The sequence below is a fragment of the Terribacillus aidingensis genome (assembly GCF_040703035.1).
In the GTDB taxonomy this organism is placed as follows: Bacteria; Bacillota; Bacilli; order Bacillales; family Amphibacillaceae; genus Terribacillus.
Genome location: NZ_CP159996.1, coordinates 321044 through 344162, shown reverse-complemented (window position 1 = coordinate 344162; position 23119 = coordinate 321044). Strand labels below are relative to the sequence as shown.

At 43.6% G+C, this 23119-nt stretch carries 30 protein-coding genes; 7 read left to right on the top strand and 23 right to left on the bottom strand.

The genetic code is table 11. From position 1 onward, the window contains the following. Positions 1-76: 76 nt before the first annotated feature. Together ABXS78_RS01905 and ABXS78_RS01900 are read right to left on the bottom strand one after the other, a co-directional pair. Positions 77-541: a flavodoxin gene (locus tag ABXS78_RS01905; RefSeq protein ID WP_366249853.1), complete on the bottom strand. Its 465-nt coding sequence runs from the start codon at positions 539-541 to the stop codon at positions 77-79. A gap of 78 nt (positions 542-619) precedes the next feature. Then, positions 620-823, bottom strand: coding sequence for a hypothetical protein (locus ABXS78_RS01900; RefSeq protein ID WP_095223984.1), 204 nt, complete (start codon positions 821-823; stop codon positions 620-622). Between the two features lie 98 nt (positions 824-921). Between ABXS78_RS01900 and crcB the strand changes: the two genes are divergently transcribed. Further along, the gene (gene crcB, locus ABXS78_RS01895) at positions 922-1314 is read left to right on the top strand and encodes a fluoride efflux transporter CrcB (RefSeq protein WP_366248690.1); all 393 of its coding nucleotides are present in this window, start codon (positions 922-924) and stop codon (positions 1312-1314) included. After that, entirely contained in the window at positions 1311-1655 is a 345-nt protein-coding gene (locus ABXS78_RS01890) for a CrcB family protein (protein WP_366248689.1), read from the top strand. The genes crcB and ABXS78_RS01890 overlap by 4 nt, the downstream gene beginning before the upstream one ends. A gap of 37 nt (positions 1656-1692) precedes the next feature. On the opposite strand, the gene ABXS78_RS01885 is transcribed toward ABXS78_RS01890, so the two are convergent. The 7 genes from ABXS78_RS01885 to ABXS78_RS01855 form a co-directional block, all read right to left on the bottom strand. Further along, positions 1693-2118 carry a DUF4064 domain-containing protein gene (locus tag ABXS78_RS01885; RefSeq protein WP_366248688.1) on the bottom strand — a complete coding sequence of 142 codons (426 nt, stop codon included), beginning with the start codon at positions 2116-2118 and terminating at the stop codon, positions 1693-1695. A gap of 23 nt (positions 2119-2141) precedes the next feature. Continuing rightward, a complete protein-coding gene (locus ABXS78_RS01880; protein WP_366248687.1) occupies positions 2142-2552 on the bottom strand; it encodes a DUF4064 domain-containing protein in 411 nt (136 codons plus the stop codon). Positions 2553-2578: 26 nt separating this feature from the next. After that, positions 2579-3001 (bottom strand): DUF4064 domain-containing protein, encoded by a 423-nt coding sequence (locus ABXS78_RS01875; protein ID WP_366248686.1) that lies wholly within the window; start codon positions 2999-3001, stop codon positions 2579-2581. Between the two features lie 20 nt (positions 3002-3021). Then, positions 3022-3951: an ABC transporter permease subunit gene (locus ABXS78_RS01870; protein WP_366248685.1), complete on the bottom strand. Its 930-nt coding sequence runs from the start codon at positions 3949-3951 to the stop codon at positions 3022-3024. After that, positions 3938-4864, bottom strand: coding sequence for an ABC transporter ATP-binding protein (locus tag ABXS78_RS01865; protein WP_366248684.1), 927 nt, complete (start codon positions 4862-4864; stop codon positions 3938-3940). The genes ABXS78_RS01870 and ABXS78_RS01865 overlap by 14 nt, the downstream gene beginning before the upstream one ends. 126 nt (positions 4865-4990) lie before the next feature. Beyond that, on the bottom strand, positions 4991-6355 hold the full coding sequence (locus tag ABXS78_RS01860; protein WP_366248683.1) for a processed acidic surface protein: 1365 nt from the start codon (positions 6353-6355) through the stop codon (positions 4991-4993). Between the two features lie 153 nt (positions 6356-6508). Further along, entirely contained in the window at positions 6509-7015 is a 507-nt protein-coding gene (locus ABXS78_RS01855) for a GNAT family N-acetyltransferase (protein ID WP_095223976.1), read from the bottom strand. 160 nt (positions 7016-7175) lie between these two features. Here ABXS78_RS01855 and ABXS78_RS01850 point away from each other — a divergent pair, with 160 nt between their 5' ends. After that, on the top strand, positions 7176-7553 hold the full coding sequence (locus tag ABXS78_RS01850) for a hypothetical protein (RefSeq protein ID WP_366248682.1): 378 nt from the start codon (positions 7176-7178) through the stop codon (positions 7551-7553). After that, entirely contained in the window at positions 7502-8284 is a 783-nt protein-coding gene (gene yidC / locus ABXS78_RS01845) for a membrane protein insertase YidC (protein WP_366248681.1), read from the top strand. The genes ABXS78_RS01850 and yidC overlap by 52 nt, the downstream gene beginning before the upstream one ends. A 45-nt stretch (positions 8285-8329) precedes the next feature. Here yidC and ABXS78_RS01840 read toward each other — a convergent pair whose 3' ends face one another. From ABXS78_RS01840 to ABXS78_RS01810, 7 genes are all read right to left on the bottom strand, one after another. Next, positions 8330-8746 (bottom strand): organic hydroperoxide resistance protein, encoded by a 417-nt coding sequence (locus tag ABXS78_RS01840; RefSeq protein ID WP_366248680.1) that lies wholly within the window; start codon positions 8744-8746, stop codon positions 8330-8332. A gap of 99 nt (positions 8747-8845) precedes the next feature. Further along, on the bottom strand, positions 8846-9790 hold the full coding sequence (locus ABXS78_RS01835; RefSeq protein ID WP_366248679.1) for an ABC transporter permease: 945 nt from the start codon (positions 9788-9790) through the stop codon (positions 8846-8848). Next, positions 9783-10703, bottom strand: coding sequence for an ABC transporter ATP-binding protein (locus ABXS78_RS01830; protein ID WP_366248677.1), 921 nt, complete (start codon positions 10701-10703; stop codon positions 9783-9785). The genes ABXS78_RS01835 and ABXS78_RS01830 overlap by 8 nt, the downstream gene beginning before the upstream one ends. 43 nt (positions 10704-10746) lie before the next feature. After that, positions 10747-11436 (bottom strand): ABC transporter ATP-binding protein, encoded by a 690-nt coding sequence (locus ABXS78_RS01825; protein WP_366248676.1) that lies wholly within the window; start codon positions 11434-11436, stop codon positions 10747-10749. Beyond that, positions 11429-11806, bottom strand: coding sequence for a GntR family transcriptional regulator (locus tag ABXS78_RS01820; RefSeq protein WP_095223970.1), 378 nt, complete (start codon positions 11804-11806; stop codon positions 11429-11431). The genes ABXS78_RS01825 and ABXS78_RS01820 overlap by 8 nt, the downstream gene beginning before the upstream one ends. 3 nt (positions 11807-11809) lie before the next feature. Next, positions 11810-12595 carry a hypothetical protein gene (locus ABXS78_RS01815; RefSeq protein ID WP_366248675.1) on the bottom strand — a complete coding sequence of 262 codons (786 nt, stop codon included), beginning with the start codon at positions 12593-12595 and terminating at the stop codon, positions 11810-11812. A gap of 125 nt (positions 12596-12720) precedes the next feature. Beyond that, positions 12721-13830 carry a glycerol dehydrogenase gene (locus tag ABXS78_RS01810; protein ID WP_366248674.1) on the bottom strand — a complete coding sequence of 370 codons (1110 nt, stop codon included), beginning with the start codon at positions 13828-13830 and terminating at the stop codon, positions 12721-12723. Positions 13831-13985: 155 nt separating this feature from the next. Here ABXS78_RS01810 and ABXS78_RS01805 point away from each other — a divergent pair, with 155 nt between their 5' ends. After that, positions 13986-14888, top strand: coding sequence for an SDR family oxidoreductase (locus ABXS78_RS01805; protein ID WP_366248673.1), 903 nt, complete (start codon positions 13986-13988; stop codon positions 14886-14888). A gap of 41 nt (positions 14889-14929) precedes the next feature. Here ABXS78_RS01805 and ABXS78_RS01800 read toward each other — a convergent pair whose 3' ends face one another. Next, complete coding sequence (locus tag ABXS78_RS01800; RefSeq protein WP_095223966.1) at positions 14930-16096, bottom strand: iron-containing alcohol dehydrogenase; 1167 nt, start codon at positions 16094-16096, stop codon at positions 14930-14932. A gap of 107 nt (positions 16097-16203) precedes the next feature. After that, entirely contained in the window at positions 16204-17061 is an 858-nt protein-coding gene (locus ABXS78_RS01795; protein WP_366248672.1) for a dimethylarginine dimethylaminohydrolase family protein, read from the bottom strand. A gap of 125 nt (positions 17062-17186) precedes the next feature. Between ABXS78_RS01795 and ABXS78_RS01790 the strand changes: the two genes are divergently transcribed. Continuing rightward, a complete protein-coding gene (locus ABXS78_RS01790) occupies positions 17187-17612 on the top strand; it encodes a pyridoxamine 5'-phosphate oxidase family protein (protein WP_366248671.1) in 426 nt (141 codons plus the stop codon). A 308-nt stretch (positions 17613-17920) separates the two neighbouring features. Here the strand turns inward: ABXS78_RS01790 and ABXS78_RS01785 are convergent, their stop codons facing one another. The 3 genes from ABXS78_RS01785 to ABXS78_RS01775 form a co-directional block, all read right to left on the bottom strand. Then, positions 17921-19159 carry an MFS transporter gene (locus ABXS78_RS01785; RefSeq protein WP_095223959.1) on the bottom strand — a complete coding sequence of 413 codons (1239 nt, stop codon included), beginning with the start codon at positions 19157-19159 and terminating at the stop codon, positions 17921-17923. 18 nt (positions 19160-19177) lie between these two features. Then, a complete protein-coding gene (locus tag ABXS78_RS01780; RefSeq protein WP_366248670.1) occupies positions 19178-19582 on the bottom strand; it encodes a MarR family transcriptional regulator in 405 nt (134 codons plus the stop codon). A gap of 119 nt (positions 19583-19701) precedes the next feature. Continuing rightward, the gene (locus ABXS78_RS01775; RefSeq protein ID WP_366248669.1) at positions 19702-19935 is read right to left on the bottom strand and encodes a hypothetical protein; all 234 of its coding nucleotides are present in this window, start codon (positions 19933-19935) and stop codon (positions 19702-19704) included. A 116-nt stretch (positions 19936-20051) separates the two neighbouring features. Here ABXS78_RS01775 and ABXS78_RS01770 point away from each other — a divergent pair, with 116 nt between their 5' ends. Further along, the gene (locus ABXS78_RS01770; protein ID WP_366248668.1) at positions 20052-20543 is read left to right on the top strand and encodes an N-acetyltransferase family protein; all 492 of its coding nucleotides are present in this window, start codon (positions 20052-20054) and stop codon (positions 20541-20543) included. Positions 20544-20717: 174 nt separating this feature from the next. On the opposite strand, the gene treR is transcribed toward ABXS78_RS01770, so the two are convergent. Both treR and treC read right to left on the bottom strand, forming a co-directional pair. After that, positions 20718-21431: a trehalose operon repressor gene (treR, locus tag ABXS78_RS01765; protein WP_366248667.1), complete on the bottom strand. Its 714-nt coding sequence runs from the start codon at positions 21429-21431 to the stop codon at positions 20718-20720. A 13-nt stretch (positions 21432-21444) separates the two neighbouring features. Next, positions 21445-23118: an alpha,alpha-phosphotrehalase gene (gene treC, locus ABXS78_RS01760; protein WP_366248666.1), complete on the bottom strand. Its 1674-nt coding sequence runs from the start codon at positions 23116-23118 to the stop codon at positions 21445-21447. Between the last annotated feature and the right edge of the window lies 1 nt (position 23119).

Sequence of the window (23119 nt, the reverse complement as noted above, 5' to 3'; positions counted from 1 at the left end):
TCCCCTTTTAAATTTAAAAAGTTCGCAAACACATTTCTACAAAATAAAAAGCAGTCTGCTTGAAGCAGACTGCTTTTTATAAACTGCGTTCTTTCTCTATTACAGAAGCAAACGAAGCAGCGAATTCCTGACAGTTACGGATATCCTCGTCTTCTGGGGAGAGGTCGACTTTCAGAGTTTCAAGAGCGATTTCCGCTCCGCGCTCCTTGAATTTTTCCTGGAATGTATCAATTGCAGCACCGTAGCTAGCATAGATGGAATCACAGGATCCAAAAAGGGCCACTGGTTTTCCATCCAGTTCGATGTCATCCAGCTCATCGTAGAAATCCTCTATTTCATAGGGAATATCTCCATCTCCCCATGTATAGGTGCCCATTAAGATACCATCATAATCGGTCATCGTAAAAACGTCTAACTGATCTATATCAATTTGGAGCTTTGTCACTTCGACTCCTTTTGCTTCCAGCGTCTGTTCCATAATGTCAGCCATTTCCTCTGTATTGCCTGACATACTGGTGAATGCTATCAGTACACTTGCCACCTTCATTCACTTCCCTTCATCTGCTCTCATTTTAATTGATAACCATTCTCAATGTCAAATGGAGCATGTCAGGAAGCATCAGTTTCCTTTGACTGCTTGATAAGCTAGTTTGAAATTCTTTTTGGTGTCTTCGCCAAAGAGATTGATATCTCCTTCGAAAATCTGCTCAATTGTGAGGTGATAAGCTTCTTCTACAGAACAGCCGCGCGTATTCATCAGCAGGCGAAAGTAGGATAAGAAATATTCCTCACTTAAAATCGCCGCGTTTTTCATCATAATCATACTACCTTTCCTTCTGAATCCGTCCTGCTAGCGTAACACAGATAATGGGGTATAATACAGGCATACAGCATTATATGCGGGCAAAGAAGGTTTTGTGTATGAAAATGTATCTCGCAATTGGCTGCGGCGGCAGTATTGGTGCGCTTCTCCGTTATCTTATTGGATCATTGGTACCGCAGACTGGTAATTTTCCAGCAGGAACGCTTTGCATCAATATGATAGGATGTTTCGCTATGGGTTATATGACTAACTTTGTGAAAAGGCGCTACTTTGCAGATAAACCTGCTCTAGCTAAAGCATTGACAACAGGCATGATCGGAGCATTTACAACTTTTTCGACTGTCAGCCTGGAAACAGCCCTTCTCATCCAAGATGGCATGACACATATTGGCTTGGTGTATCTCGTTTGTAGTACAACAGGCGGAATAGCAGCACTGCTCATTGGTCTTCGACTTTCGCCGAGTCAAGTCATAAAGGAGCAGTCATTATGAGTCTTATCATGGTACTTGCAGGCGGCTGGCTTGGAGCAATTTCTCGTTACGAAATAAGCAGACGAGTCGAAACATTTTGGAGGAACAACTTCCCTCTAGGTACCTTCCTGATTAACATTATGGGTTCCTTCCTAATCGGACTTGTGCTCCAAGCAGATTGGGGAGCGGGCTGGCATAACTTCCTCGCCGTTGGATTTCTCGGCTCATTTACGACCTTCTCCACTTTTTTCTTGGAGATTGTTCAACTGGGCAGCAGAAGGAAAATAGCCATGGCTATCGGTTACTTGCTATGCAGCTATATCAGCGGCATACTGCTAGCTTTCCTAGCATTATCCATTTAAAAAGGAGCACTGCCAATGGCAGTACCCCTTTATGGATTCAGTAACTCTCTATTGTATTTTCATTTGTATCAATGGGCTTGCGGACTATTGCCAAGATACCCGCAACCAGATAGAGAACCGCTGGAATAATTGCAACGAATAACGTCAAGAACGTTATCAAAACCGCAGCAACAATGAAGATCACGCCGGAAGCTATGGCACTGCTGTTACGGCGCAAAAGCAATATACCTACCACACCAAGGATGGCTCCGATCACACAAACGATGACATAGAACCAACCTAAACCATCGACAAAATTGCTTGCTAATGCTGCATCTTCAGCAGTGATAGTCGGATCATTCTTTATCTCTTCATTGATGGAATTACCCGCTACACCCATGAATACTCCAACAAGAATAGCACCCAAGACATTAAATACTACCCCTATAATTCCTAAGACTAATTCCGCAGTACGTTTGATCAACCGTTTTCCCTCTTTCTCTCTTATTATCTGATTTCATCGACTGGTCTTCTCGCCAGCACCATGACACCTGCGATGATATAAACCATTCCGCCGATAAAGCCCGATAGGAAAGTACCGATAGAACCTACTAATGCCACGATTATAAGCATGATACCAAGGCCAGTCTGTTTACGATCCGTCTTCAGCTTAACTGCTGCCACAATACCTAAGATGGCACTAATGACACTCATGATTATGACAAAGATTCCAATGGAGCCTGCGATATCGGCAATCATACCAGTATCAACTGTTTGATCAACTCCGCTTTCGAGTATCTGATCGCGAGCAGCCTCAGGATCGTATGTAGCTACCTGAACTGTTGTCATGACCGCAGTAATGAGGAAGACAATTGCACCAATGATGGCAAGTACCTTCTCCGCTGTTCGTTTCAACATGTCAAACCTCCTTCCTGCGTTACTTCTTAATACGTTTCTCCTCTATCATTATATTGCTCAACAGGCTTTCGCACAATCGCCATGATACCTGCGATCAAGTAGAGAATACCCCCGATGATGCCTGTAAAGATAGACAGCACTGTACCAAGCACTGCAGTAATGATAAGAAGAATGCCTGCTCCTGTTGCTTTTTTATTTGGCTTCAGCATAGCCAGAGAAACAAAACCAAGAATAGCACAAATCACGTATAGGATAATGAACCAGATAGACATTCCTGTCACGAGATCCGTAAACATAGAAGCATCCTCTTGCGTTAATCCCTGGTTTACGAGTTCATTGGTTGTTGCTTCATCCGTTCCTCCAAGCCCAAACGCTGACCAGCCTGCAAAAATAAGAAACAAAACTGCCCCAATGATTGCCAATACTTTTTCTGCCGTTCTTTTTACCATGTAAATTCCCCTCTCTTATTTTAATGACCAGCTACATCACGTTTCGTGAACAATACCCACCCAATAATAAGGAAAATAAGGTAGTACACGATTATGGTTACAACCGCAAATGTAAGCGTTAAATCATCAATAACCTTATACCCTGTAGTAAATTGCGTTAAATCCAGATTTGAGAACAAAACATATTTTGCATACGGTTTATCGTAAATGAATGGAATGACGGAGCTGCCGACAAACATAAGGAAGATTGCCGTCCCAATTGCTAAAGCACCGTTACGCAACGCCGCGGAAATCATAAAGGCAAATGTTGCCCATACGACAAGCTTCACTAACTGCAAACCATAATCCTGTGCAATCCGTGTCCATACTGAGATTTCAACAACCTCTCCATTCTTTACCTGCAGCATGGACCCTTCTCCCCCAAGACCAAAGAACAACATGCCGATCAGCCAGGAGGATAGGAATAATACAAGTAATGCAGTTAAAGCAAAAAATAGAACACTGGTATATTTTGCAAAGAAGATTTTCGTTCTGGTCGCTGGCCGAATCAATAGAAGTTTGATAGTGCCCCAGCGATACTCATTTGCGATGATACCGCCGGCTACGATAATCGTCAGCAAGCTAAGCACACTAGTCATGAAATTGCTTTGATAAAGGAAGTCCCAAGCTGTCGTCCCTTCAGGCTTCAGGTCATTTTCTATTCGGTAGTTGTTAATAAGGATGTCCGAAGCAGTTGGGTTGAACTCAGCTATCTCTTCATTTTGCTGCTGCAAATCCTGCTTCCAGGTCGCGTCATCGTATTGCCCTACAAAGCCATCTGCTGTACGCATGATAATAGCAAAACCAAGAACGACAACTATAAGAATGCCAAGCATGATCCACGTCGACAGCTGGCTGTACAGCTTCGTTTGCTCGTTTCGGACAAGCTGGAAAAAGTTACTCAATGACATTCTCTCCAATCACATGTAAAAATTTATCCTCTAGCGTCTTCCGCTCCACTGCAAAACCAAATAGCTCGATATCGGCAACAGCCAGTGCTTTAATGATGGATGGAATTTCTTCCCGCGATATCGGGAATGTCAGTTTCTCGCCGCTCGACATTGCTGTAATCCCGAATTGTTCCTGTAAAAGACGCTGCGCTTTTTCGTGATGTACTGCCGGACAATCAATTTGAACGACTTCAGCTGGTGCATCGTCTTCTGTATTCTGGATTTGCTGGATGCTGACAAGTTCCCCATTTTTCAATATGCCGATACGGTCACACATGAGCTCCATTTCCGAAAGCAAATGACTGGAGACAATGACAGCCACATTCTCTTGTTCTGCTAGTTTGCGGATATACTGACGGATTTCTCTGATTCCCGAAGGATCCAATCCATTCGTCGGCTCATCCAATATCAAGATGGAAGGATTATGTAGTAAAGCCTGTGCAATACCTAGCCGCTGCCGCATACCTAAGGAGTACCGCTTCACCTTCTGATGGATGCGTTTCTCCAATCCTACGAGCTTCACCACTTCGTCGATGCGTTCCTTCGATATTCCGGGAATCATCCTTGAAAAAACAAGCAGATTCTTGTACCCGGACATGAAACCATATAACTCCGGATTCTCTACGATTGCACCTACATGCCGGATTGCTTCTTTATAGTCCGTCTTGATGCTTTTTCCTTGAATACGCACATCACCTTCTGTGATACGGATCAAGCCAACCATCATCCGGATTGTCGTTGTCTTACCCGCTCCGTTTGGTCCGAGGAATCCGAATACCTCACCCGGCTGAATGTCAAAGTTCAATCCCTTAACAATCAGTTTTGAGCCGATCTGCTTCTTCAAACCAATCAGCTGCATTGCCGGTTTTGTCATTCCCTTCACCCTTTCCCTGTAACAATTTTTTTATTTCCATAATATGTACGGAGCTCCTTGTCAGATTGTTTCACTTTTTATATAGAAAAAGCACCGCGAATCAAATGATTCGTGGTGCTTACATTATTAATTACTATGTCTCTTCCGTCGGTTCCATGCGTATAATACTGCACCAGCAGCCATCAATACTGCACCGGCCACTAGAATATTGCCAACAGGAGAAGCTGTATCCGGAAGACGTTTGCCTTCTTCTTTCACTGTCTCCGTCGCAGTCTTCGTTGGTGTGACTGTTACTTTCTCTTTTAATACAGGTGCTTCGTGCTTATGTTCTGATTCAGAAGGTTTTTCTTGTACAGGTACTTCTACTGCTGGAGCACCTGTGAGCAAATCAGAACCAAACAATTCGCCAGTTATAGTAAAGTTCAATAGGTGATTGCCCTGTAAGTCAAACAAATCTACAAGTAAAATACGATTCTCAAGATCCGTAACTTTCAGTAGTTCTTCAAACGTCACAGGTGTTTTCGTATTTCCATCTACCAGATAGAATTCAGCTTTCATTTGGAAGATATTCATCAAATCATTCCAAATTGCGAGAAGCTCTTTACCTTGCTCTTCCGTTAATTCTGTGGAAGTTTCAAAGTCTCCCAATGCTTCTGCGCGAAGTGCAATATCTTCCAGACCAGAAATGAATGCTTCTGGATCATTCGATACTACGCTTTCCAAATGATCATAAGCACGGAAAAACTCGTCCTGTCCCACTCCGATAAGATCAAGGAAAGAACTCAGCATTTCCCAATAATCCTCGCGGGAGAACTCATAATAACCCGATTCTTCATAAACGAAATCCAAAAGCTCTTCATAGCTTGAGAAATCTTCCAGCTTCACACCGTTATCCGCAAGCAGCTGGTCAAATTCCTCCTGGCTCAATTCTACTTCCTGCAATAGGAAATACAATGATACCCCGTTTATATCGTTGTAAATCACTTCATTTAATTCTTCCATAGTTCCATAGCTGTATAAATCCAATCCATTCGCAGCAAACAAATCAGCCAATTCTTTTTCTGTGAGACCTACTTCTGCTGCTAGTTCCTGTAGATTTTGCGAAGTAGCAGGATAACCCATTACCCAGGACAGATCTTCATAAAGTAAAATATCTTCTGCAGTATAATCCGTCAAACCCATTTCTTTCAAACTTGCATTTATATCTTCAGTTGTATAACCAGTCTCTTTCAAGAAAGACTGTAAATTTTCTTTAGTTACCGGCTCTCCAAGCCAATCACGCAATTCATCGATCGAACTTGGTTCAAAATCTTCAATTGTCCCCCACTCAAAATCTACCAGATAGCGGTTCAAACCTTCCACATCTGTACCTAGCTCAGCCGCGTAGGCTTCAAGGTCTTTTTGTTTAATAGCAGCAGACGCCGTCTGTGGTGCTACTACTTGCAGGCAAAGCAAAACCAAGATTATTCCAACCAATAGCTTCTTTGTCACGTATGTATCCTCCTGGAAATATATTTATGTAATTCCAGATTATTATAAATGGCATAAAAGAGCTTGGCTATATAAATATTTACAAATTTTTAACTTTTTTACTTGACATAGAAAAGCCCCTCTGTACGAGGGGTCAATTCGACAATTATCTACTTATTTCAATGATATTCCCATTCGTTTTGAGCGTGTCTGCATGCCCATCTTGACGTAGAAATCTTCTGCACGGTTGTTAAAATTCCACACATTCAGCTCTATTTCTGATGCCCCTATCTTTTTCCCATGGCGCTTGATTTTTTCAAATAGATGTCCTCCGATTCCTTTGCCCCGCATATCGGAACGCACACAGAATTCTTCAATGAAAATATGTGCCTTGTGAGAGATTGTCTCGTTCGTCACCCGTATCGTAGCAAAAGCCATAACTTCCTTTGCTTTTTCCACTAAGAATACTTTCTTATTATCTAAGTATATATTGCTTTCAAAAACGTGTTGGTCAAGCGGCTCTGCCTTCTTGGCAAAATGCTCCGGCTGATTTGTATAATGCGTATTGTATAATTCCTTGTACAGAACAGCGACTTGGTCATAATCCGAGACCTTTGCTTCGCGTATCTTGAACATCGGTTTCACCTCTGCAGCTTGTAGTCTTGTTAACCAGTTTATCATGTTCGTCCCCCTCCGTCATAAAACTGTTCAAATAAACCGCTGTTAGCAGAGAAAACGCTTCTCTTAGCCATTTCTCCAAACGAAACGAAAATCCCTGCGCAGTTTTGACAAGTTTCTAGAACTATAGGAAAATAGAAGGAACGAAAGGAGGTGTATACAGATGCTGTATGCTTTTTGGAATATATTTGCCGATGATTTTACGTCGTTGGTCTTTTATATCGGGCTGACGATGACTTTTATCCTGGCACATAGAGCAACAACGAAAGTTACGAGTCGTTTTCGTGCTAGTGATGCGATGCAATGGCAGCATGTCTGCACGTTAGACAGCTGGCAATCGCATACTCCTACTACCGTTTCTTACAGCAGGCCGATCGTTCATTGGCTCGCCCGCACTACCATGCGGAAAGACGGTCCGGATGATGATGGCGAAGCAGCTTCTTGTTTGTATCCAGATAACCAATCGATACAACAAGGAGGAAAAACAATTTGCAACGCACATCTGTATCCACATTCTTTAAAAAGTACGGTATTATCTTAAGCTCCATAGGTCTGATAGTTTTGCTGGCAGGATGCCAAAGCAGCAGCGGAGGCGCAACTAGTAAAGGATGGTTCAACCATTACTTCATCAGTCCTTTCTCTTACTTGATCAAATGGATTGCTGGTAATTTCAATGACGATTACGGAATCAGTGTCATCTTGATCACGTTGGCGGTACGTCTCATTCTGATGCCTTTCATGCTGATGCAGCTCAAGAAGAGTTATGAAACACAGGAGAAAATGAAGCTATTCAAGCCAGAGCTTGATGCATTGCAGGCAAAATATAAAAACAAAACCGATGTTGAGTCGAAACAGAAGCAGCAGCAGGAAATGATGGAGTTGTATCGAAAACACGGCATGAATCCATTTTCCGCGATGGGCTGTCTGCCGCTTTTGATTCAGATGCCTTTCCTGATCGGGTTCTATTCAGCTATTCGAAATACACCTGAAATCGCGACGCACGATTTCCTCTGGTTTAATCTTGGAACACCGGATATCGCCCTCATGGTTATTGCGATGGCAGTTTATTGGCTGCAATATCGTGTTTCCCAAATTGGCGTTGATCCAGCCAGAAGACAGCAAGCCCGTATGATCGGTATCATTTCTCCGCTCATGATTGGTTTTATTTCTTTCAGCTCACCAGCTGTACTTCCGCTGTACTGGGCGGTCGGCGGTCTGTTCGTCATCTGTCAGACATTGCTGGCAAAGTTTTTATTCCAACGCAAAAAATGAGCATAGAAAAACCACTTCCCAAATGGGAAGTGGTTTTTTTTCTTATTATTCTACAACGTTCACTTTCAAATCTACATCGATGTTGCCGCGAGTCGCTTTGGAGTAAGGGCAGAACTGATGCGTCTTTTCTAATAGATCTTCCGCTTCTTCCTGAGAAACACCTTTAACATCTACAGTGATAGCAGCTGCGATTTTAAATCCATCGCCATCTTTCAGTAGGCTGACATCAACAGAAGTTTCCGTCTCAACGCGTTTGCGCTCAGCTCTTGCTACATGGTTGAATGCTCCATCGAAGCATGCAGAGTAACCAGCAGCGAATAGCTGCTCAGGATTGGAACCTACGCTATCCTTTTTGCTTCCTGGTTGGACAAGATCAAGATCGATCAAACCATCATCAGATTTTACATGTCCTTCACGACCGCCAGTTGCTTTTGCGTGAGATGTGAATAATACGTCACTCATGTTAATTCACTCCTATTTCGTTTGTTAGTTTTAAAAAGCTGCATACAGTATTACTACTTCCTTTTTACCGTTATTTTAAACATAAAGCAACTGAAGTGCTTAAGCTGTAATGTCTCGTTTCATGAAACTGAACCAAGTTATGCAAGTGATGATGACAAAATAGATAGCCATTACCGCAACTGAAAAGCCCAGTGTCATGCCGTCCACGATTGGGGTGTTACCTGGGTTATATACTGTCAGATCCACGTTATTGAATAAGATATACTTCGACCATTCATATCTGGAAAGTATGAAACTGATGGTCGGGAAGAACATGGAAATGAAGATGGAAAATCCAATTGCCAAGGCTGTGTTACGGAAGATAGTGGATAGAGCAAATGCAATTGTCGCATAGATGAATGTTTGGACAAAGTTCAATCCGTAATCTCTCATGGTAGAAGCCAATATATTATTTGTCACAGCTTCTCCATTATCAAAAATCACACTTTTCGCGTCCAATCCATTGAATCCGAAGAAGAGACCGCCGACGATAAAGGAAAATCCAATAAAGAATACAAAGAAGATAACTGTTGTGATGAACATACTTACATACTTGGAAGTTAACACACTGAAACGGGAAGGTGTTTTAGTGAGTAATAGTTTTATTGTCCCTGTGCCGAATTCAGTAGAAACGAGTCCGCCTGCAATGATAGCGATGAACAGAATCAGAAACGGTGCACAGTAGTACATGACACTTTCCATATAAGCAGCAAGTGAATCACTTTGAACTGGTGCGATATCCTGATCCAGCTGGTATTGCATTGCAGCCATATCCTGTTGTGCAGCTGCTGCATCCACATCGCCATTTTTAACTTGCTTCTGTAGATCCTGTATCTGCTGCTCTGTATCTGCTCGCCAGTCTCCGCTGCTGTCCTCAGCGTAATACGCTGTAAAAGCTGCAATCGTTATCAGCAAAGCAGCTGCAATTCCCAGCATGATCCACGTTGATATACGACGGAATGTTTTCATATGTTCATTTCGCACCAACCCGATGAATTTAGACAATTTCCTTCCCTCCAGTCAATTCCAGGAATGTATCTTCTAATGTCTTTGTTTCTGCTTGGATACCGTAAATGCTGATTCCTTCCTTAGCAAGCTTTGCAGCTGCTGCTGGGATTTCATCACGCGTCAGCTCGACAAAGACTTGTTTATCCTTGATCTGCGGTTGCTTGCTGCCCATATCACGGAGGACAACTCCAGCTTGTTCCAATGGTTCGACTTGGAATCTGACCATTTGTGTCTGTTCACTCGACATCTCGTGAACTTGCTGCACTCCGAGCATTTTACCCTGCTGCAAGACCCCGATTCGGTCACACATCAATTCCATCTCGCTCAGCAAATGGCTGGATACGATAACGGCAAGGCCTTCTTTTTCAGCCAGATTGCGGATATAATGACGCATCTCCCGAATCCCAGCCGGATCCAATCCATTCGTTGGTTCATCCAGGATAAGTACATCTGGACGATGCAGCAGGGCTTGTGCGATACCGAGACGTTGTCTCATCCCGAGGGAATATGTTTTCACCTTATCGTTGATCCGATTCTTCAGGCCTACAAGCTCGATAACCTCATCGATCCGATTCTTATCTACGCCATCACTCATTCTCGCAAAATGCACAAGATTCAGATAACCAGAAAGATACTTATACATCTCCGGATTCTCGACGATGGCACCGATATGTTTCATGGCTGCGCCATGGGATGTTTTGATACTATTGCCTTTGATAAGAATGTCTCCATCCGTGATGCCCATTAGTCCGACAATCATCCGGATTGTTGTTGTTTTACCGGCCCCGTTCGGCCCTAGAAAGCCGAACACCTCACCGGGATAGATGGAAAAATTGATACGGTCGATGATTTTTCGGCCGCGAATCACTTTGGTAACCTGCTTTATTTCTACTGCTGGCTGTTTTTGCATGCTTTTTCGCTCCTTTGCTTGTAATAAGAGTTGAAGTGCTTCTTTACTCATAGATCGAGCTCATCCATTCCAATATGCCCTTCTGCTCATCGTAGCGCAGTTCTTCTACATTCCTGTGATCCACCAGCTCACCATCTTTGATTGCAATCACTTCATCAAGAATCATTTCAACTTCCATGATTTGATGCGTGGAAAGGAGAACAAGCTGCTTCTCCGTGTCTACAAATGTAATCAGACCTTTAACAATGGAGTCCCGCACAAGCGGATCCAACCCGGAAAGCGGCTCATCCATCAAGAGGATAGGTACTTCTCTGGACAATGTGAGAATAATTTTAAGCCTGCCGCGATTCCCCTTGGACAGATGTTTTACTTTTGTATTGGCATCAAGATTCATATATGCGCGAATTTCCTCCGCCTTTTCTTTATTGAAATCAGGAAATTGCGTCGCAAAGAAATCAATTGTCTGCTGGACAGTATAGAAGGTATAATACTCATCCAGCTCAGACAGATAACTCACCTTCGACGCTATCCGGCGCGTCACTTTCTTACCATCCAGTTCCACAGATCCCTTGGTCGGATTAATCAGTCCGGCAATCAGCTTCATCGTTGTTGATTTACCTGCTCCGTTCAGCCCGACCAGGCCGATGATCTTGCCTTTATCGAGCTTTAAATTCACGTCTCGCAATGCTGTTTTTGTCATATACCGTTTCGTCACATTTTTAAATTCAATCATTCACTGCTCCTCCTTCCAAATAGGTTTGCAGGCCTTTTGTGATCTCATCGTTCTCATAGCCCATATCATGCATGACTTGGATGAAATTCTGTATTTGTTCTTGCTTCAGCTTCTCACGTATAGAAAGGAGAATATCTTCATTTTCCGTAACGAATGTTCCTTGCCCTCTGCGTGATTCCACGATTCCCGATGCCTCCAGTTCGCGGTACGTCCGTTGTACCGTATTCGGATTTACTTTCGATGCAACTGCCGTTTCCCGTACGGAAGGCAGCTTGTCTCCAGGCTTCAGCTCGCCGCTGACAATTTGTCTATTCAGCCGATCTGCCAGCTGCAGATATATGGGCTGGGATGATTGAAATGTATCGGTCATACTCTACACCTCTACTTTTTTGTCTAATAACCAGGATGCGATGAAATAGATGATAAGAATGGTGATCAGTTCAATGACGTAGTTACCAGCATAGATGAAAGTGTCTTCACCTTGAAAATTTACTATTGCTTCCCTAATACTAATGTCGAATTGAAGTGAATTAGCGACAAAGCCTAAGTCGATTTTTCCCCATTCTGAAATAGCAGCATAAATTTTTGAATTCCCTATGAGACCGAAGAAAAGATAAGCGAATACCCACCAGCCAATGAAAACCACTGTTCCGCTAAGGAATGCAGGCATGTACCTTTCCAATAACAGAAATACAACATATGCAAGAATGACGTATACAGAAAAATCGACAGCGAACATAACTACATGCACGAAGGCAATCAAACCAATTTTGAACCACGTGCCATCTGAGAACTCTACAAAGTGCAAACCACCCACATATGCTGCAATACTTACGACAAGCAATGAAATGATCATGTAAACTGTGCCTGTTACTAACTTCGCTGCGAGAAGCCCCGAAGCATGCATCGGATTGTGAAGCCAGAGATGCAACCTTTTTCTCTCCACCGCAAGACTGTAAAGCATGTAGATTGCCATGAAGAAAAAGTGTCCGCCGCCCCAGGCTAATCCGATGATTCCAACACCATCCCAAGCATACCCAAAGCGATAGGTACTGACGGTAACTATAACCAAGCCGACAAGGAATAGTACGATTGCCAAAAGCAAAATTGGCAATCCGACACGAAATTCTTTCTTTACTAATGCTAGCCAAGCTTTCATGAAATAAACCCTCCTGATGTATTACTGTATTAATCACATAGTACACTAGTACAGAAACACACGTCAATGGGCAAAAGAAAAAAGCTGGAACATTTTTTCCTGTTCCAGCTTTTTATCTCTGTTAATCAGGCTTCGTAGCCAATCAACTCTTTATATGCTTTTGCGTATTGATCTGCTGCTTTAATGGCATCTACGACTTGATCTGCTGTAATTGTACCAGGCAGGTTATGAATCGATTCACCTTCCTGCACTGCAAGCTCGGCAACCTTCAGTAAGTCTTCATCCGAAACATCCTTAAGTTTAATGTCTTCCAGTGTAACTGGGAGACCGAGGGAAAGGTAGAAATCGATGTACGTGTTGATTTCATCAAGTGTACGATCCTCGAGCGCAAGCTGTGTCAGCGTACCAAATGCAACCTTTTCACCATGGGTAAGGCTATGAATCTCACCATGCAGCGCGGTGAAGCCATTATGGATGGCGTGTGCCGCACCTAGTCCGCCGCTCTCAAACCCAAGTCCGCTAAGCAGTGTATTTGCTTCGACAACCGCTTCCAAAGCAGGTGTAACGATTTGTCGTTTGTTGGCCTCATAAGCAAGCAATCCGTATTCGAAGAGAACTTCTTCCGCTTTTTCTGCAATCGCTTGTCCAGCAATCGTAGCCAGTCCGCCAGCCATGTTTTTGCCGCGTCCCTCAATAGAAGCACGTGCTTCCACCCACGTAGCCATTGCATCTGCAATTCCGGAAGCCAGGAAACGAGGTGGTGCCTGCGCGATGATTTTTGTGTCGACAAGGACAAGGTCCGGGTTTTTGTCGTAAAACTTATAGCTTTCGAATGTTCCTTCCTCAGAGTAGATAACACTCAATCCGCTCGTAGGAGCATCAGTTGATGCTGTTGTCGGCAGGATCACAACACCAACCTGCAGCTCGTCTGCTACTGCTTTTGCAGTATCAAGTGTCTTTCCGCCTCCGATACCGATGACAACATTACTTTCCTTCCCATCAGCAGCAATACGCTTGATTTCTTCTGTTGATGCTTCTCCGCCGAATACGGTCTTCTTCGTTTGGATACCGCTCTGCTCCAGATTCTCAAGCACTGTATTTCCCGCCAAGTCCCAGACAAATTCATCTGCAAGGACAAGAGCATTGTCACCGATTTTTTTCACATACTCCCCAGCTTTCTGAAGTACACCCTTTCCTTGAACATACCGGCTTGGACTGATAAATACTTTTTCCATGAATAAGACCCCTTTCCAACTCGTATTAAATCACATTCTAAATCCTTTTCCCCTTCTGTTCTGTTTCCTAACATAAAATACCTCTTTTTTGGCAAATCAAGGGCATCTTTTGCATATATTTCATTTGGAGCCACGTATGAAGAGGAGGACAAGAATTGACGCAGCAGCAATATAGCAAAAACCGGCCGGTTCAACCCGGCACGAACTTTTACTTTCCGCCTCAGCACCAAGACCAGCAGCCTGGAATAGAGGGGCTGATGCGGCCAAAGCCAATTATTGAGACAGACACGTATAAAGGTTCAGGAAAGCTGAAAGGAAAGACAGCAATCATCACTGGAGGGGACAGCGGAATTGGTGCAGCTGCTGCCATCGCTTTTGCCAAGGAAGGTGCCGATATTGTTATTGCCTACTATTATGAATATGAAAACGAAGATGCCAGACGGACAAAGAACCGGATAGAACAGCTTGGGCAGCGCTGCACACTGATTGTCGGTGATTTGCGGAGTGAAGCACATTGCCAGGCTGTTGTCTCCCATACAATCGACACTTATGGAAAACTGGATATTCTCGTAAATAATCATGGTGTCCAATTCCCTCAGGAATCGCTGACCGATATCTCTACCGCTCAATGGGATGCAACATTCCACACAAATATTTTTGCTTTCTTCTATCTGACAAAAGCTGCACTGCCGCATCTGAAAAGAGGAAGCACGATTGTTAATACAACATCAGTGACTGCGTATGAAGGAAGACCAGATCTGATTGATTATGTTTGCACAAAAGGTGCTATTGTTGGTTTCACGAGAGCGTTATCCCAAAATCTTGCAACACAAGGGATCAGAGTGAATGGCGTCGCGCCGGGGCCAATTTGGACACCACTCATTCCTTCCAGTTTCTCAGCAGCGGATGTTGCCACATTCGGGCAGGATGTACCAATGAAACGTGCCGGTCAGCCTTATGAGCTTGCTCCAGCCTATGTTTACCTAGCTTCTGAAGATTCCTCTTATGTAACTGGTCAGATCATTCATGTGAACGGCGGTACGATGGTAAGCTCCTAAAAAAGAGCCTGCGCATATATGCGCAGGCTCTCTTCTGATAATCAGAAAGATGCTTTGTAGATCTCAAGTGAATCTTCTTTATTCAGTTTGCGATAGCCGCCGAACTCGCCGTTCGCGTATGCTTTTTCAGCCATCAATTCCAAGCTGTCTTCGGAAATATCATAGTCGCGAAGCGTAGCTGGTGCATCAATGCTGTTCCAGAAAGCACGTAATGCATCAATTCCTTCAAGTGCAGCTTCTTTATCCGTTTTGCCTGTTGGATCGATACCGAAGACACGGACAGCAAGCTGTTTAAAGCGCGGTGCAGTCTCATCGTCGAGTACATGCTTCATCCAGTTCGGGAATAGAATTGCCAGACCACCGCCATGCGGAATGTCATGCACAGCAGATACAGCGTGCTCAAGGTTATGTGTTGCCCAGTCGCCGCGATAGCCCATGTTCAATACGCCGTTCAAAGCCATTGTTCCGCTGTAAAGGATAGCTGCACGGTAATCGTAATTTTCCAGATCATCAAGCAGCTTCGGTCCTGTTTCCATTACCGTAAGCAATAGGGATTCACAGAAGCGATCCTGCAATTCTGTATTCGTTGTTGTATGGAAATAATGCTCCAATACGTGTGACATCATGTCGACGATACCGTAGATCGTCTGATCACGCGGTACAGTGAATGTGTTCTGCGGATCCAGGATAGAGAATTTCGGGAATGTATGAGGACTTCCCCAGCCGTACTTTTCATTTGTTTCCCAGTTCGTGATAACAGAACCGGAGTTCATTTCAGAACCTGTCGCTGCAAGGGTGAGTACAGTACCGAATGGAAGAGCATCGTCTGCGAATGCTTTTTTGGTTACGATATCCCATACATCTCCATCATACTTCGCACCTGCTGCAATAGCTTTCGTACAGTCGATTACACTTCCGCCGCCAACTGCAAGCAATACATCGATTCCTTCTGTTTTGCAGATTTCCACACCTTTACGCGCAGTAGAAACACGCGGGTTTGGTTCCACTCCAGAAAGTTCGAATACTTCTGCACCGATTTCTTCTAGTTCTTTCAATACCTTTTCATACAAGCCGCTGCGCTTAATGCTTCCGCCGCCATAGACAAGCAATACTTTCTTGCCATATGCAGGAATTTCTTCTTTCAATTTATCTAATTGGTCTTTACCGAAAATCAATTTTGTTGGGTTATAAAACGTAAAATTATCCAATCTGATCGCCTCCACATTTTATTATGCTAAAGGCTTGGAACAGAAGTAAAGCAATCCGCTCATACCAGCCAAACCTTAGGATATTTATTTCTTTCTTTTTTATACGTTCATTGGCGCTGCAGCGGGAGGGAACAGCATCGGAAAGAACCGCCGGACTTGATGATTTCCGAGAAGTTTACTTCGATTACTGTCACTCCTTCCTCACGCAATGCCTCATTGACCCGCTTATTTGAAGGCAGGCTCAATAGCTTATCAGGTGCAAAGGAAAGGATATTCGTACCCATATAGAATTGTTCTTCTTCCGAAATTTCGATTGTGTTGTACAGTTTACGGAAACGTTCTAGATCGTCCTGTTCAAAAGCATCGGGGTAAAGAATTGCCAGGTCATCCCGGACCAAATTGAAGACACAATCCAAATGAAGGATATCCTCACGAATCCTTACTGGGATCACTTCATATTCCGGCAGCAGCTGCTGTACTTGCTGTATGGCTTTCTCATCTGTCCGTTTACTGAGGCCAATCCATACACGCTGACGGTCAACAACGACATCACCGCCTTCAATTGTTCCCTCATCTACCATCTTGTATGTAAGTCCTTGTTTTTCCAGCCATTCCCGAAGTATTTTCGTTTCCCCTTTGCGTATTTCATCACCCATATTTGCAGTAAATAATGTATCTCCTATACAAAAACCGATATCCCGGGTATATACTTGTTCATTAAACTGCTCATGAGCCGGCAGTGACATCACATCCACTCCGTGATCCCGTAAAGCTTTTACAAAGTCAGTATGCTGTTTCATAGCTAAATCTTGATCGATATTATGATTCAGATAATGCTTTTGTGTTTCGTTAATGACTTTGCGTATTTCCATATATGCCGGCGGACAGACAACAACATGCTTTAACTCGCCAAATTCTGACTGGCACTTTGTTTGTGGTTTTTTCTCTTCCTGCATCTTAGTCATACGATTCCCTCCATTAGTTGGCTTTTAGACGAGTCTTCTTCCACTCCATATACACTTCCCTTTTTTCGGGTTTAATAAGCTGCCAAAAAAGGGATACTACCTTTAGAAATCAGAAGGAGGAGATCATGATGGAACAAGCAGAAGTAAGAAAACATGTGGAACAGATCCTGGAAAATCAAAAGATCGGCACACTTGCTACCGTTCAAGGTGGTAAGCCTTATACTCGCTATATGGCCTTCTTCAACGAAGGATATACATTATATTGCGCAACAAGCGGCAGTTCACACAAGGTGGACGATATCGAAAACAATCATAACGTCCATATCCTGCTAGGATATAACGGCGACGGCGTCGGAGATGAGTATGTTGAAATCGAGGCTGAAGCAAAAGTCAGTGAATCTTCGGAGCTGAAACAGCAGCTTTGGAAGGATAGCTTCAGCGCTTGGCTTGACGGACCAAATGATCCAGATTATGTTGTACTGGAAATCAAGCCAGACAAGATATATTTGAAGAATGTGAACAAAAATAACGTTTATACAATCGACCTATAAGGAAAAAGCAGAACTACTTCTAGTTCTGCTTTTTTATATTCATACATTACCGGTTTTATACTATCCGTCACGACTGCCTATCTTAGCTCTTGCTAGTCAAAACCCATTAACTGTGAGCATGTTATGCTTCCTCAACTTACGTCATCCTAATTTCTCTTTTTCTGCAAGCAGTACTCGAACTCCTTCTTGATTCAAGAAAGTTATATTTATCCTTCCCTATAAACCAGGCAAGTTTCCAGGAATGACCCTTAATTTTATCGTTTCATGTACACAGAAAAGGCCATGATCAAATGATCATGGCCTTTCTCTTAACTCAAACGATCCATTGCACCTCTTCTAGCAGTGAATAACAGCAATCCGACGAGCACCGCCGCTGCCGCGACATAGTATGGAGCTCCAATCGAAATATGCTCCGACACTTTTCCCGCGAGCCATGGTGAAATCGAACCACCGGTGAAACGCAGGAAACTATATGCAGCTGATGCTGTAGAACGCTCAACCGGCGAGACTTCCATAACAGCTGTTGTCATGACCGTATTGTTAATACCAAGTAATAATCCCATTAATGCAATCATCACTATCAGGAATACTGGCCAATCTGCGCCAATCCCCATCAAAGCCAACGTAATGATGATACCCACCATTACCAAACTAAGTGATCTTTTCGTGCCTAGCTTCGTTTCGAAAGAAGGTGCTATAAAGATCGACCCAATTGCCAGCATGACTCCCCAAACAAAGAAGACGAATCCGATACCGAATTCACCGAGATTCAAGACAAACGGTGAATATGTCAGCAACGTAAAGAAACCGAAGTTATAAAATAAAGCTGTCAACCCTATCGTCAAAAGCCCCGGGTGACGCAATGCCTGGAATGGTGCTGAAAGCGGAATTTTCTTCGCTGGTTTTGGTACATCTGTCAGCAATATCCACACCGCCAGCAATCCGATCAGCATCAATACCGCCACACCAAAGAAAGGTGCACGCCAATGGATGGATCCAAGCAGTCCGCCCAGAAGCGGTCCGACTGACATCCCTAATCCAAGAGCTGCTTCATAAAGCATGATGGCTACTGCTGAACCACCGCTGGCAACACTGACGATTACGGCAAGTGCTGTGGAGATAAATAATGCATTACCTAGCCCCCAGCCCGCACGAAGGCCGACCAATTCATCCACACTGCCGGCTAATCCTCCTAAAGTGGAGAATAATATAATGATGACCAACCCAATGAGCAGTGTCATTTTCGGACCGATCCGGCTGGATAACCAGCCTGTGATCAGCATCATGATTCCGGTAACGAGCAAATAACTCGTGAATAATAATTCTACTTGACTCGGCGTTGCATCCATCTGTGCAGCGATTGATGGAAGAATCGGATCGACAAGACCAATCCCCATAAATGCAACGACACATGCAAAAGCAACCGCCCATGCTGCCTTCGGTTGCTTGAATATCCGTTTTATACTATGTGCGTCTTCCTTGATTTCATTTTCCGCTTGTTCGATTTCGTGTCCATCGGGTATCGTTTCATTTCGAATGTCCGACATACACACATCCCCTTTCTATTAATCAGCGAGCATTTTACGGCTGAGCCGGATGAACTCGTTTTTCTCCTCTTCTGTTAGTTTACCGAGGAAAGAACTGAATGCTTTGTCCCTTGCTCCAGAAAAACTCTCATAGAAGTCAGATCCCTTTTGCGTAATTGCAAGCATGACAACCCGACGATCCTTTTCTGAGTGGATTCGCTCCAAGTAGCCATCCTTGATCATGCGGTTTCCTAAGTTCGTTGCCCCGCTAAAGCTGATACCCACTTCCTCAGCCAAATCAGACATACGCATCGGCCCGCTATTTTTTAACAGCCTCAACAAGACAAGCTGCGGTCCGGAAATCTGAAAATCCCATTCCTTACGCAACGCTTTATTGACATTACGTACTAATTCGATAAAATCAATCATATCTCTGCTTTCCACTTACAGACCCCCAATTACTGCTTTCTACTAGTATTAGTATACATTATTATTTCATACATGTGAAATAAATTTTATCAAAAAAAAGTTCAGCCGCTATATGCAGCAGCCGAAACTTCTTATTACCCTCTTTTTTTCAATGTCTTCTCCGTCTGTTCATTCACTGCCTGCCTAATATGATACAGCTCCGCGTACATACCTGCCGCAAATGCTCCAATGATGCTGAGCAATACACTTAGAATCATAGCCATAAAGTTTAAATCAAAGCCGAGCATAGCGACCATACCAATGATGAAGCCAATCACTAAGCCGATAGCAGCGAATTGCAGCAATTTACCGAATGTTACTGAATACATAATCCACATCCTCTCATCTGCCATTTCACCTGCTTACCTAGTACCCCAAACTCATTCAGACTATTCTTCTATCTAACCGTTTAGTATAATTAGTCAAAAACCATGGGGGAATGGACATGCAATACCGCATCGCAGAACTTCACGATCTTCCCGCAATTGTTTCCATTTATAATTCCACGATTGCCGGCAGAATGGTCACCGCAGACTTGGAAGAGATATCAGTGGAAAGCAGACTGGATTGGTTCCAGCATCATACAGAACAGCGACCGCTTTGGGTCGTGGAGGAAGACGGAATCGTACTGGGCTGGATCAGCTTGGAGCCGTTTTATGGCCGGGCAGCTTATCACAAAACGGTGGAAGTCAGCATCTATATTCATCAGGATGCCAGAGGAAAAGGATTAGGAAAAGATATGCTCCAGTTCGTTCTAGACCAGTCTGAAGCATTGGATTTCAAGACCGTTCTAGGTTTCGTTTTTGGACATAATGAACCGAGCATTAAACTTTTTGAGCGTTTCGGATTTGAGCGCTGGGCTGATATGCCGAACGTAGCCGAATTAGATGGCATCGAGCGGGATTTAGTTATTTTAGGCAAGCGGATTCGCCCTTAAATGATATCCACCTGTGGATAAAATGGATTGCACCAGCATTCGTCAAATTTTTCTGTGCATAACTTGCGTTACACACAAATTATGTGAACAAACAGAATTTTTCTGTGTACAAGCTTCTCTTTACCCACAATAAAATGTGCATAGCCTTTAAGCTATGCACATTTTATTTATTTCTCATTTTGTTCTTCGAGCAAAATCGACAAAACGAAACTTGTCCGGTCGATGCTTCGACTCGGTATATTGGAATAAAGTTGTATCTTCAAGATAAACTGCACTGCGCACTACGACAAGCTGTTGATAACTTCCCAAATCCATTATTGCTTTATCTTCCGCATGAGCTTCTTCAACGACAACTTCTTTCTTTGCATAACTAATGGATAACCCTAGATCCTGTTCCAGATAATCATAGATTGAGTCAGCTGCTATTTCTTCTGTTAAACCAGGAGCAAGTTCCTTCAACAGTAAATCTTTATCATAGATGACCGCTTCGCCATCCAGCTTACGCAAACGATGAAGCTCCCATACAGGCGCACCTTCCTCACATTGCAGCAGCTGTTGGGTAATGCCACTCGCTTCCTTACTAGAAAGTGACGATACATATGTCTCCACCTTCTGCGACATCGAGCGGGCCAGCTCCTTGAAGCTCGTCAATCCGCTGACCGGCAAAGGCAGCTTATCCTGTTCAAGCACGACCGAGCCTTTTCCTTGCAGCTTTTGGATGTACCCATTTTGGGACAGCAATTGCAAGGCTTTGCGAACCGTTTCCCTGGATGTCGCAAATCTCTCCGTCAGTTCGTTTTCAGAAGGCAGCAGCTGTCCTGCCTTGATTTTCTCTGTTTGGATTTCTCTTGCTAACAAATCATAGATTGTTTGAAACTTCTTCTCCATCCCTATCAGGCCTTTACGCTTTACTATGGTAAATGACCGCTTCGTACGGGCGAAGCCGTATCTTTCTGTAATCTGACGGACTATCAGCATAATTGGAAAGCAGGATTTCTGCTTTTGCCATGTGTTCTTTCGGATAGGAAAATTCTGCTGTCTCTCCAAAGAAATTCGCTACGACAAGCAATTTTTCACCATTCCACTTCCGTTCATAACAGAAGACACGATCATCATCCATACATATCGGTTCATAGTCTCCATGGGTTATGATAGCATATTCCTTCCGCAATCTAATCAGCTTTTGATAATGATAGAAAATCGAATCATCATCCTGCAGCGCCTTTTCAACGTTGATATCAGCATAATTCGATGCCACTGCAATCCACGGATTTCCATCAGTAAAGCCAGCATTTTTTTCTTGGTTCCACTGCATCGGAGTCCGCGAATTATCCCGGGAGCGGCGCTGGATGATTCTCAAGGCTAGTTCACTGCCCATACCATCCTCTTTGAGGGCTTGAAATGCATTGTGGGTTTCTACATCCTTATAATCTTCGATGTTAGAAAACTTCGGGTCGGTCATTCCAATCTCTTCTCCTTGATAAATATAAGGAGTTCCTTGCATCATGTGCAGAACGGTTGCCAGCATCTTTGCTGATTCCTTCCAGTATTGACCGTCATCTCCGAACCTGCTGACAATACGCGGCTGATCATGATTGCACCAGAAGAGGGCATTCCAGCCACCTACCTCATGCATACCGATTTGCCAGTCAGATAAAATCTGCTTCAGCTTAATGAACTCCAGCTTACCATCTGTCCACTTCATTCCGTTATCATAATCCACCTTCAGATGGTGGAAATTGAATGTCATACTCAACTCCTCGGCATCTGGTTTTGTATACTGCTGGCAAGAAGCCAAGCTAGTAGACGACATCTCGCCAACTGTTACTAGACTATGAGGTGTGAAAACTTCCTGGTTCATTTCATGCATGAATTCGTGGATTCGAGGTCCGTCTGTGTAGTACTCTTTCCCAAATTGACCATCTGGGGCATCATGATCATAGGGTAGGCTCTGGACTTTTGAAACAAGGTTGATAACATCCAGACGGAATCCATCAAGACCCTTCTCTGCCCAGAAATTCATCATCTTGAACAAATCTTTCCGCACCTTTTCATTCTCCCAGTTAAGATCCGCCTGCGTCTTGTCGAAAAGATGTAAATAATACTGATTCGTATGTTCCTCTAAACTCCAGGCATTACCTCCAAACTTGGATACCCAGTTATTCGGTTCTGCGCCATCGTGCGGATCTCGCCAAATATAATAATCACGGTAAGGATTATCCTTTGAAGATTTCGCCTGGCGGAACCATTCGTGATCAGTTGAGGTGTGATTGATGACGATATCCATCATCAGCTTCATATCACGCTCATGCAATTCCCCTATTAATCTTTCCACATCTTCCATCGTACCGTAAGCAGGTTCAATCTCGTAATAATCACTGATATCATACCCATTATCACGCTGCGGCGATCGGTAGATTGGCGTCAGCCACACCATATCAATACCGAGCTCCTTCAAATAATCGAGCTTTTCGATTATTCCCTGCAAATCCCCCATTCCATTGCCTGTCGTATCATGAAAGCTTTTCGGGTAAATTTGATATACAGTACTTCTCTTCCACCATGGTTCGCGCATT